This window comes from Syntrophomonas sp. UBA5494 (assembly GCF_002426325.1).
The window spans coordinates 1,630-12,647 of the sequence record NZ_DIPG01000079.1; the positions used below are offsets into that span (position 1 = coordinate 1,630).

At 48.4% G+C, this 11,018-nt stretch carries 9 protein-coding genes; 6 read left to right on the top strand and 3 right to left on the bottom strand.

Translation table 11 applies throughout. The features are described 5' to 3' along the window. Both radA and disA read left to right on the top strand, forming a co-directional pair. The coding region (gene radA / locus B3W37_RS08815; RefSeq protein ID WP_483175425.1) for a DNA repair protein RadA at nucleotides 1-1,087 on the top strand (1,087 nt) is incomplete at its 5' end. Between the two features lie 2 nt (nucleotides 1,088-1,089). Further along, nucleotides 1,090-2,163, top strand: coding sequence for a DNA integrity scanning diadenylate cyclase DisA (gene disA / locus B3W37_RS08820; RefSeq protein WP_483175426.1), 1,074 nt, complete (start codon nucleotides 1,090-1,092; stop codon nucleotides 2,161-2,163). Nucleotides 2,164-2,378: 215 nt separating this feature from the next. On the opposite strand, the gene B3W37_RS08825 is transcribed toward disA, so the two are convergent. Continuing rightward, on the bottom strand, nucleotides 2,379-6,125 hold the full coding sequence (locus tag B3W37_RS08825; protein WP_483175427.1) for an ABC transporter permease: 3,747 nt from the start codon (nucleotides 6,123-6,125) through the stop codon (nucleotides 2,379-2,381). Nucleotides 6,126-6,129: 4 nt separating this feature from the next. After that, nucleotides 6,130-6,831 (bottom strand): ABC transporter ATP-binding protein, encoded by a 702-nt coding sequence (locus B3W37_RS08830; RefSeq protein ID WP_483175428.1) that lies wholly within the window; start codon nucleotides 6,829-6,831, stop codon nucleotides 6,130-6,132. A 222-nt stretch (nucleotides 6,832-7,053) separates the two neighbouring features. On the opposite strand from B3W37_RS08830, the gene B3W37_RS08835 reads away from it, so the two are divergent. Continuing rightward, nucleotides 7,054-7,614 carry a TetR/AcrR family transcriptional regulator gene (locus B3W37_RS08835; RefSeq protein WP_483175430.1) on the top strand — a complete coding sequence of 187 codons (561 nt, stop codon included), beginning with the start codon at nucleotides 7,054-7,056 and terminating at the stop codon, nucleotides 7,612-7,614. A gap of 129 nt (nucleotides 7,615-7,743) precedes the next feature. Here B3W37_RS08835 and B3W37_RS08840 read toward each other — a convergent pair whose 3' ends face one another. Further along, nucleotides 7,744-8,142 (bottom strand): nucleoside triphosphate pyrophosphohydrolase family protein, encoded by a 399-nt coding sequence (locus B3W37_RS08840; RefSeq protein ID WP_483175441.1) that lies wholly within the window; start codon nucleotides 8,140-8,142, stop codon nucleotides 7,744-7,746. A gap of 196 nt (nucleotides 8,143-8,338) precedes the next feature. Between B3W37_RS08840 and B3W37_RS08845 the strand changes: the two genes are divergently transcribed. From B3W37_RS08845 to ispF, 3 genes are all read left to right on the top strand, one after another. Further along, a complete protein-coding gene (locus B3W37_RS08845) occupies nucleotides 8,339-9,442 on the top strand; it encodes a PIN/TRAM domain-containing protein (RefSeq protein WP_483175431.1) in 1,104 nt (367 codons plus the stop codon). After that, nucleotides 9,435-10,127, top strand: a complete 693-nt coding sequence (gene ispD, locus B3W37_RS08850; RefSeq protein ID WP_483175432.1) for a 2-C-methyl-D-erythritol 4-phosphate cytidylyltransferase — start codon at nucleotides 9,435-9,437, stop codon at nucleotides 10,125-10,127. Before B3W37_RS08845 ends, ispD begins: the two co-directional genes overlap by 8 nt. A 325-nt stretch (nucleotides 10,128-10,452) precedes the next feature. Further along, nucleotides 10,453-10,920: a 2-C-methyl-D-erythritol 2,4-cyclodiphosphate synthase gene (gene ispF / locus B3W37_RS08855; RefSeq protein ID WP_483175433.1), complete on the top strand. Its 468-nt coding sequence runs from the start codon at nucleotides 10,453-10,455 to the stop codon at nucleotides 10,918-10,920. The last annotated feature ends 98 nt before the right edge of the window (nucleotides 10,921-11,018 follow it).

The window sequence follows — 11,018 nt, forward strand, 5'->3', positions numbered from 1 at the left end:
GGGGGGCGACCCCGGTATAGGTAAATCCACTTTATTGCTGCAAGTAGCTGATCACATTGCCCGGACCGGCCAGAAAGTATTGTATCTCTCCGGGGAGGAGTCCTTCAAACAAATACGTTTGCGAGCCACCCGGCTCAAAGTGAACAGTGATGATATTTATCTCTTGAACGAACAGAATATCGAGTTGCTCGAAAATTACCTGCAAGAATTTGATCCCGGCTTTATAATTATAGATTCAATTCAAACCGTTTACCTCGAATCCCTTTCTTCTATACCAGGAAGTGTGGCACAATTAAGAGAGTGCACCGCCCGTCTGATGAATATAGCTAAAAAGACGGACAAGGCTTTTTTCCTGGTGGGCCACGTAACCAAGGACGGTGCTCTGGCCGGTCCTAAAGTACTGGAGCATATGGTAGATGTTGTAGTATATTTTGAAGGGGACAAGAATTTTTCTTTTAGAATACTGCGGGGCGTTAAAAATAGGTTTGGCTCCACCGATGAATTAGGACTCCTGGAGATGAGCGGACAGGGTTTAATAGAAGTTACCGATCCCACCTGCCTGTTTTTGAGTCATGGGGTGAAGGGCAGCGGTATTGCAGTATCGACCAGCTTTTCAGGTTCCCGGCCCTTGCTGATCGAGATTCAGGCTCTGGCAGCATCTTCCGGACCGGGCTATGCCCGGCGCATGGCCTCGGGCATTGACCAGAACCGCCTTTCTCTTATTATCGCCGTGCTGGAAAAAATCAGAGGCTACAACCTTAGTCAATACGATGTATTTCTTAAGGTGACCGGCGGAGTTTTTATCAAAGACCCTTCGGTTGATCTGGCTATTGCAGTAGCTATCCTATCCAGTTATCGGGAACGGCCCTTGCCCCAGGATGTGGTTTTTATCGGCGAATTAAGTTTATCCGGACAGGTGCGTCCGGTGCCGTTTATGGATGCCAGGCTAAAAGAGGTTCAGAAGATGGGCTTCAAACATGCGGTAGTACCGCCGGGTACCCGCAAAAGTACCGGAATCGGGCCAGAACTAGGGCTGATTGAGATAAGCAGTTTAGATGAGTGCATAGATCTTATTTTGGGGGGATAAGGTTGGTCGACGAAATTTACAAACCAGATTTTCGCAAGTTTTTACAGATGCTCGCTCCAGGTACACTATTTCGCCTGGGCATAGAAAACGTCCTTCATGCCAACACCGGAGGTCTCATTGTAGTAGGAGACTCACCGGAACTGATGAAACTGGTAAGCGGCGGGTTTTTTATCAATTGTGAATTTACTCCGGCCCGCCTGTATGAACTGGCCAAGATGGATGGAGCCATCATAACCAGCAGCGATGCTTCGCGTATTCTTATAGCCAATGCCCAGTTGGACCCCGACCCTAACCTGCCGTCACTGGAAACAGGTATCCGCCACCGCACGGCGGAACGGGTAGCACGCCAAACCGGGGAACTGGTGGTGGCAATTTCACAGCGGCGCCGGGTGGTTACCCTTTATCAGGGTATGGTAACATTTCGCCTGCGCGATCTGGCCTCCATCCTGGTCAAAGCCGGGCAGGCTCTGCAGACCCTGGAAAAATACCGTTCGGTTCTTACCCGGGAATTGCAGCGTTTGGGCGGACTGGAGTTTGAAGATATGGTTACCGTTTCGGAAGTTTGCGAAGTTTTGCGACGCTGCATAAAAGTGCTGAATATCGGTGACGAGATCGAAAACTATATAGCCGAGTTAGGAACCGAAGGGCGGCTGGTTAAAATGCAGCTGGACGAGATGATTGCCAATGTAAAGGAAGAAGCCTTGTTTATTATCCAGGACTATGCCAACATACCTGAAAAAGCCCCTCTGGACCTGCTTAACAGTATGCTGCGGGCGTTTGAAGAAGATATCTCCGATTCGGTATTTATTGCCCGTATACTGGGCATGGGTACGGCCAGCAGCCATTTGGACCAGCAGGTATCCCCGCGTGGCTACCGCATGCTGCAAAAACTACCCCGCATACCTCTGCCGGTAATAGATAATCTGGTGGAAAGGTTCAGCCTTTTAGGCCATATCCTGCGCGCCACTATCGAAGAACTGGATGAAGTGGAGGGTATAGGCGAAGTAAGGGCCCGTTCCATTAAGAACGGATTGAAACGCATGCAGGAACAGATTTATTTGGAATATACGGTGTAAAAGTCAACACGGAGTACAGCATAATATAGGGAAAAAGCCACCGGCCCTGCGGCCCGCTCCTGACGTCGGGGCCTACGATAAAGAGTAAAACCGTAGGCCGGCCTTCACCTTGCAGGCACAACTGATGTTCGCATTCGCTCACTATTAAGGATGTAGGCCGGTGCAGAGAATAACACGTAAACTCCCAGCTGCCAGCAATTACCCCAACATGCTTGCTATTCTAAACTTTTCACTGCTTCCACCATGTTGATGCGGTCAAGTGTACGATTTGTTATCCAATTGACGATTACGGCAAAGCCGAACGTAATCGCCGCTGAAAGCAGATAGCTGACCGGCTCTATATGCACTGCGAAATGGATGCCTGGCATGTTGAGCGCGGTAGTGAGAAAACCACCTATGACCCGGCCTACCGGCAAACCGATGAGGATACCCATTACGGTCAGAATCAGCGTTTCTTTATTTACACATTGGTAAACCTCCTTATCATAGAATCCCAGCACCTTGATGGTGGCCAGCTCCCGGACCCGTTCCGAGATATTTGTGTTCGACAAGGTAAACAGCACCACCAAGGCAAGGCCTCCCGCCATAACAATGAGCAGCAGAACCACCGCATTGATCAGATCAAAGCCGAAATTCTCCCGCAGCGTGGCTATGCTGACGGCGGAAAGCACGGAATCATTATCCAGCAGTGTTTCGGCATATGCGGGCTGATCGGTGCAGGCATCGGACAGGTGTACGAGCACGCCGTTGGGAATATACTCGCCCAATAACGATTCATATAGCTTTTGCGTCATATATACGTTATTACCCAGATAGTTCCGTACAATGCCGGATACAGTGGCCTTGTCCTGTTCAAGCTCCAAATTTTGCACAGAAACGGTGCCGCCGGTTTTGAGCCCCAGGATGCGGGCCGCATTTTGGGTGATAAAAACACCATCATCATCCAAATGGGCTGGTGTGCCGTCCAGATTCTCCAGACGGATATAATCCTCCAGGGAGCTTCCGTTGGGGATTACCATTAATTGCACCGAAGTCGATTCCCCATCGGGGTTGAGCAGTTTCACGCTCTCAATCCGCAAATTCAGATAATCGTTGATGTTGCCATCGTCCGCCAACTGCCGGATCATATCGTCGTTATCTTTCGCATCAAAAACAGCCATCAGGTCATATTGATAGATATGGTCATACTGATTCGGCGCCAGCTTCAGAACCGAATCTTTGATGGCAAAACCGCAGATTATCAGGGCGGTGCAGCCCATGATGCCGCCAATCGTCATAAACAAGCGTTTCTTATAGCGGAACAGATTGCGGACGGTAACCTTGTTCAGGAATTTCAAATGATTCCAGATAACCGGGATACGCTCCAGCCATACACGGGCTCCCGAGCAGGGCGCTTTGGGACGTAAGAGAGTTGCCGGCATTTGCGTCAGTTCGTTGCGACAGGCAAGTGCGGTTGCCCCCACTATCGCAACCATAAACAACACGACGCCACCCACGCCATAAAGGGTATCAAAACGCAGGTGAAACTGCGGGAGGCTATAAAGTGTCTTTAGAATAGCCGATATAAAGCGAGGCATGAAAACGAAGCCGAATATATCGCCCACAACACCGCCGAGCAGGCAGGCTATAAAAGCAAATAGAAGGTATTTCCGATAGATATCGGCATTCCCAAAGCCCAACGCCTTATAGGTACCAATCAGGCCGCGCTCTTCTTCCACCATTCGGGTCATCGTGGTCAGGCTCATGAGTACGGCAACCAATAGAAAAATAACGGGAAAAAGTTTACCAACTCCTTCGATGGAGGACAAATCGTTGTTAAGGCTGGAATAGCTGTCCAGCGAGGTGCGGTCTTGAACATACCACTGCGTCATATCGATATCGTCCAGCCCGGCATAAGCATCGGCAATTTTGTGCCGGGCTGCTTCCTTTTTCTCAGCGTATTCCTGTTCTTGTTCACTTAACTCCGCTTCGCCGTCCGCCAATCCTTGTTTGCCGGCGGCGATCTCGTCCCAGGCGTCGTCTATTTTTACCCGGGCAGCAAGCTCTTCCGCCTTCAGCTTTGCTTCGCCGTTGGCTACCTCAACTTTTCCGTGTTCCAGCTCGGCTCGTCCCTCGCGCAAATTCGTCCTAGCGTTTTCCCACTCGGCCCACCCCCTGGCCAGTTCCGCTTTTCCAGCTTCCCACTCCGCCTTTTTGGATTCAATGGCCTGACGCGCGGCTGCTATCTGTGCCTCTCCTTCGGCCAATTCTGCTTTCGCTTGGGCCAGCTGGTTCAAAGCAGCTTTCTTTTGCTGGGCAAAGTTTCTTTTCTGAGCATTCAACGCCTGTTGGCCACCGTTCACCTTGCCCATTCCCAGGGCCGCTTGAATGACAGCAGATTCTGGCCAGGCCGCCAATTGTGCTGCTGGCGCATTTATTTGCTCGATGGCGGCGGCCAGGGCGGCGCTTTCGGCGGCGGTACCTGCTGCAATAGTACTGTCATCAGCGCCGGTTGCCGCTAGAGCGGCAGCGGCTTTTACCAGCGCGTTCCATTCACTTTTGGGCCAGGCGTTGCCAAAGGCGCTTTTGAACTGTGCAATCTTCGGCTCCAGCTGCGCGCGGGCCGCGTCCAGCCGGCTCTGCGCTGCATTGAGCTGTTGCTCGGCAGCCGCAAGCTGTACCTCGGCTTTTTTCCGCTCTTCCGCCCACTGCTGTTTACCTTCTTCCAGCTTTTGAGCGTTCTCATTCAACTCGGATTTAGCTTGCGCAAGCTGTTTTTCACCATTCGCCAGCTTCTTTTCGCTTTCCAACAGTTTGGCTTTGCCCTGCTTAAGCTGCTCTTCACCCTCGGCCAGTCGCTCCTCGGCTTCCACCAGCTCCCGTTTCGCATTCTCCAGTTTCATGCGGGCTTCCGCCATTTTTTTCTCCGCATCTTTTTGCTCACCAACAAGAGCGGCCTCGCCATCGGCCAGCTCCTGTCTGGCTTCGGCTATATCCCGCCATGCATCGGTAAACTTCTGGTTTGCCGATGCAAATTTCTCATTCATGGTGTTCTCGGCTTCGGCAATTTTCGTTCGCGCCTTGCTCGAAATAGCGTCATAGCGTGCCCGCTCCCGCTGTGTTTTTATGCGGTTTTCAATATTGCTGATAACGGATTGTAGCTTGTTCTCATATTCATCGGAATAAGAGTTCATCTCTTTCGTTCCAGCCAATGTAATATAGACCACGGTAAAAATATCGCTGTTGGCGTCCGCCTCAGTGATAAAAAACGTATAATCGGCGGTGATGGTGGAACGGAAAGCATTTCCGGTGCCACTACCCTGAATGTCCATGGAATCCAATACTACACCTGTGATAGTATAGGTGGTATTAGCGAAGGTCGGAGTTTCTGTTTCTTCCTCCAACTCCATATCCATATCCAAATCGGCATCCGTATCAGAATCGCCGTCCTCGTCCGGGTCGGCTTTAGCCTCCGTATCTGCCAGCGTTTCTTTGGTGCTTTCCTCGCCGCTGTCCACAATATCTTCCGCTATGGTCACTGTGTCGCCTATTGATTTACCGCTGTTATCCAGATATTTTTGGGTAACGGCCATTTCACCTTGTCTTGTTGGCATCGCACCGGCCTGTAATTGCGGCAGGTTGAGGCCACCGCGACTCAGCACGGTCATCTCCGCGCTCTTGCGCGCGCCGTTTACATCCGTGTGAACGGTTTCACTGTATCCTCCTTCAACCGCTTCCACACCGTCCACCCGTGCCAGAGCATCTACATCTTCCTGCGTAAGCCCCAGCGTGGACAAAATTCGAATATCGAACAGGTTCTGTTGGTCAAAAAATTGATCCGCCGAGTAATACATATCCTGACAGGCCGCGTACAGGCCTGTCATCATTCCGACGCCCAGCGCCGTTATAATGAGAATGGACAAAAACCGTTTCCAGCCTATTTTTACGGAACGCCGGATATCCTTATGCAATGCTTTGCTCATACCATCACCATTCAATCTGCGCAATAGGTGTAGGCTGTTCATTTTTCGCCGTCTTTACGACCTGGCCGCTTTTAAAGTGGATGACCCGGTCGGCCATCGGCGCAATCGCCGAGTTGTGGGTGATGATGAGTACCGTGATATTATCTCTGCGGCAAGTGTCCTGCAAAAGCTGTAAAATCTGCTTGCCGGTATGGTAATCCAGCGCGCCGGTAGGTTCGTCACACAAAAGCAATTTGGGGTTCTTCGCAATGGCGCGGGCAATGGATACGCGCTGTTGTTCCCCACCGGAAAGCTGCGCGGGAAAATTGGTTTTGCGCGCAGCCAGCCCTACTTTGTCCAGCGTTTCGGATGCGCTTAGAGAGTTTGGGCAAATCTGCGCGGCCAGCTCCACGTTTTCCAGCGCTGTTAAATTCGGCACCAAGTTATAGAACTGGAACACAAAACCAATGTCCGTACGGCGATAGCCTATCAACTGCCTGTGATTGTATTGGGAGATGTATTCGCCGTCTACAATTACATCGCCGGAGGTAACGGTATCCATACCGCCCAATATATTCAGTGCCGTGGTCTTACCGGCACCGGAGGCACCTAAAATGACGGCCAATTCGCCTTTCTGCACCGAGAAACTTGCGTCATCCAGCGCACGAATTGCTATCCCATCAGAGGCGTATTCCTTTATAATGTGATTGAATTCGATATAGGCCACTATATCCTCTCCTTATACTCCTACTAGCAGGAGACAACATGATCTGTCTAAAAAACTACAGAAAATACAGGCCTTGACTTTTGCCTGCCTGCAGATTATTGTATATACACAGTGTTGGCTTAGCAACCGTCAGATGTTTATAAAACGATGTATTCACAACAACACACCATGTAAATGTCGATTTTAAAACAGGAAAATTATTCTGGAAGGGGGCCAATCTTGGTGAAAGAATTGAAAATGGACAGAAAAACACGATATACCAGGATGGTGTTGCAGGACAGCCTGATTGAGCTGATGAAGGAAAAGCCGATCTCCAAGATAACGATTAAAGAGTTGTGCGAAAAGGCGGATATCAACCGGACCACCTTTTATGCACATTATACCGACCAATATGACCTGCTGCGTAAAATCGAGGATGAAGTACTCTTATGGGTGAAAGAGGCCATTATCACCCTTATTGGCAAAACAGATAAATCCGGAACAATTGAGGTTCTGGAGGGAATTTGTCAGTACTTTGTTGAAAACAGCCGGCATCTCCAGGTGCTGATGAGCGAGCAGGGCGATATTGATTTTCAAAAGGAGCTATTTACGTTGATATATGAGCAATGCGGTATGTCCTCTTCATCCGCAGCCAATACAGGATTGGGCCTCAATGAAGATGGGTTTATATTCGTTGTGAACGGAAGCGTTGGTCTTATTCAGCACTGGTTAAAAAACGGGTTCACCAAGTCGGCCAAAGAAATGGCTGAAACCATATATGATATGACTATCCCGATCAGGTAACTTGCCACCCTCAATCTGGAATAGTTAAAAAAGCCTCAGCATTACGGACAGGTGTATAAGTTAAGAAACCGCTTATAAGCTCCGGAGCTTATAAGCGGTTTCTTTTTCGATGAAGAACTATTTCAAAATTTAACGCAGATTAAATACACCCAGTGTAGAAGCCTTGTTGTATTCATTAATAAATACATCGTACATATTTATATCCAAGGTATTGCATAGAGCAGCGGTGTAGAAAAGTAACTTACCCAATTCATTCATAATGACTTCTTCACAGTTGGTACATATTTTGCCGCGTAAATGATTGTCCAGATGGTCTTTTAATTCCTCAAAAGATTGAACCTGTTCAGGAATTTGCAGCTTTTCAGCTTCTATTGATATGCAACCGCATTCCGTGACTGATTTAACAATAGCCCGGTTAACGCGACAGGTGGATTCGGATAGTTTACTGAGTACATCCAGGATGCTATGATGACGGATTAGAAGATCTCCTACCACATACTGAAACTCATCACAAATCAAATCTTTCATGAAGAGGGTCCCGCCTCCCTTTTTTATCCTGCTAATATAAATATTATAAGTCTCGTTTGTGGCACTTGTCAATTTGCCAGTAGATGGAAACACAAGTCTTAGCGGTATTTGTGAATATAATTACAAGGTGAGATGAAAACGCGGTGTATAATAATTTACCTTTTTTAGAAAAATAAGTAATGGAGGTGAATTAATAATGCGTAATAAACTCGTCGCATCATTACCCTTTTTGTTAATAGCAACTGTTTTGGGCCTGTGGACCGTACATATGGTTCGTAATTTGGTTGCACTGGAGCTGGAATGGCAGGTTGGTCTGGGCTTAATGGTATTTCTGATGTTCTATGCCGTTGTTGCTCAAGTATTTAAACTGCTTAAACGAGGAGCAAATGCCTTTAACCAGCACCTGGAGGAAACTTCCATCGAAAAACTAATAGGTGGCTTCGGCGGTCTGATGGCAGGTGCCTTACTAGGGCTGGTCAGTTGTTATCCTCTTTCCATGCTCAGAGGATTTGGTTCCTATCTGACCATAGCCGTTTTTATCATGAGCGGCATCATCGGTTGGAAAATTGGCCGGCGGACTACTGATATGGCTGGTCCCCTTCCGATCACCCGGGCAAAAAATACCGACAGTCTGGTGGCAGCATCCGGTTACAAGGTAGTGGATACCAGTGCCATAATTGACGGCCGGATTTATGATGTCTGCCTGAGTCATTTTCTGGAAGGCTCACTGATAGTTCCAACCTTCGTAATTGAAGAACTGCAGCACATCGCCGATTCCTCAGACAATATCCGCCGCAATAAAGGACGGCGTGGGCTTGAATTGCTTTCCAAAATGCAAAAACATCCTGCTATAAAAATTGATATAATTGAAGGAAATGAACTGGATGACAAAGAAGTTGATACCAAATTAATACGTCTTTGTAAACAGATTAATGCCAGTATCATTACCAACGATTACAATCTTAATAAAGTAGCTGAACTACAGGGAATCACGGTATTAAACATAAATGAGCTCACCAATGCGGTCAAAGTTATCGTCTATCCCGGTGAAACCATGCACATTACCATAATCAAGGAAGGCAAAGAGCCGGGGCAGGGGATTGGCTATCTGGAGGATGGAACCATGGTGGTGGTCGAAGATGCCAGCAGCGAAATCAACAATGACATCGAGGTCACTGTGACCAGCGTCTTCCAAACTGCAGCGGGGCGTATGATATTTACGCGCAAGATCAAAGAGGATTCAGGTATTGGCATTGGTCAAGGTTTCCATGACGTCCAAGAGGTGAATTTATATGGTTAACAACCTTAGGGTTGTTATCGCAGCAGCTGGCAGTGCTACCCGAATGGGCAGCAAAATCAACAAACAGTATATGCTTCTAAAAGGTAAACCCGTGTTAACTTATGCCCTGGATGCCTTTGAAGATTTTGAGATGGTAGATGAAATCGTAGTAGTAGCCAATCCGGCAGAAATCGATTACTGTGAACAGGAAATTGTTAAGAAATATGGATATCGCAAAGTTTCAGGAGTCATTGCCGGAGGGCGGCAGAGGCAGGATTCAGTGTGGGCCGGACTCCAGTATTTAGGAGAGGATACCGATCTGGTGGCTGTGCATGACGGTGCACGGCCACTATTTTCCTATAAGATATTAAGAGAACTTATCACCGCAGCACGGGAATGGGGAGCGGCCGTCCCGGGCATAAATGCCAAAGATACTTTAAAATCAGTAGACCGCGATGGCTTTATACGCCAGACCCTGGACCGGTCCACCGTAATGGCCATCCAAACCCCCCAGATTTTCAAATACCCGGAACTCGTCTCCGCCTACCGGCTGGCTCAGGAAGAAGATTTTAGAGCTACCGATGATGCAGGAATTTTCGAGACCTATATCGGACGGGTCAAGGTGGTGGCCGGGGAAGATAGCAATCTAAAAATAACCACCCCCGCCGATTTAAAAATAGCCGAGGCTTTATTAAGAGATAATTAAAATTCAACACAGAAGGACACTGATTTATTTATGATTAACACTGATTCTTAATTTAAATATTTCTTTTCCTTGAATCGTATAGCCATATGAGATTTTTGCATAATACACTTTTTCTTTAATTGTCATCCTGCAAAGCCGAAGGATCTTGAAGATTCCCTCTATGGGACTACTTATGCTCCCTGCGGTCGCTATTAAGGAAGCTTGCTAACGCTCAGAATGGCAGGTTGGATTTTTCCTTATGCAAAACTCTCACGTATGTGTAAAAAGTAGACCATAAACATAAAAAGATCTGTGTTGAATCGTAACCCCCAAATGAGGTGATCGAATGAGGATTGGAACCGGATATGACGTACACCGGCTGGAAACAGGCAGAAGCCTTATTCTGGGCGGAGTAAATATACCATTTGCTATGGGGCTTAAAGGTCACTCTGATGCTGATGTGCTGGTACATGCCATCTGTGATGCTCTTTTAGGAGCTGCGGCCATGGGAGATATCGGACAGCATTTCCCTGACAGCGACCCGGCCTACAAAGACGCCGACAGCCTTTTACTGTTGGCCGAGGTAGGGAAAAAGCTTAAACAGCGCAACTATAGCATAGTAAATATCGACAGCACTATCGTAGCCCAGCGGCCACGGCTGGCCGGCTATTTAGACGGCATGCGGGCCCATATTGCCCAGGCTCTGGACTTAAACCCGGAACAGGTCAGTGTAAAAGCCACCACCACGGAAGGGCTGGGTTTTGAAGGGAAGCAGGAAGGCATTTCGGCTCAGGCGGTGGCATTGATCGAGTAAAGGCCAGGTATGGGGACGGTTCTTATGCCTGGATTTTAGAGAAAGCTGTAATTACGGAGGCCCGGCGGTGGAGGTATAGCCCGTTTGCTCCATGCTCC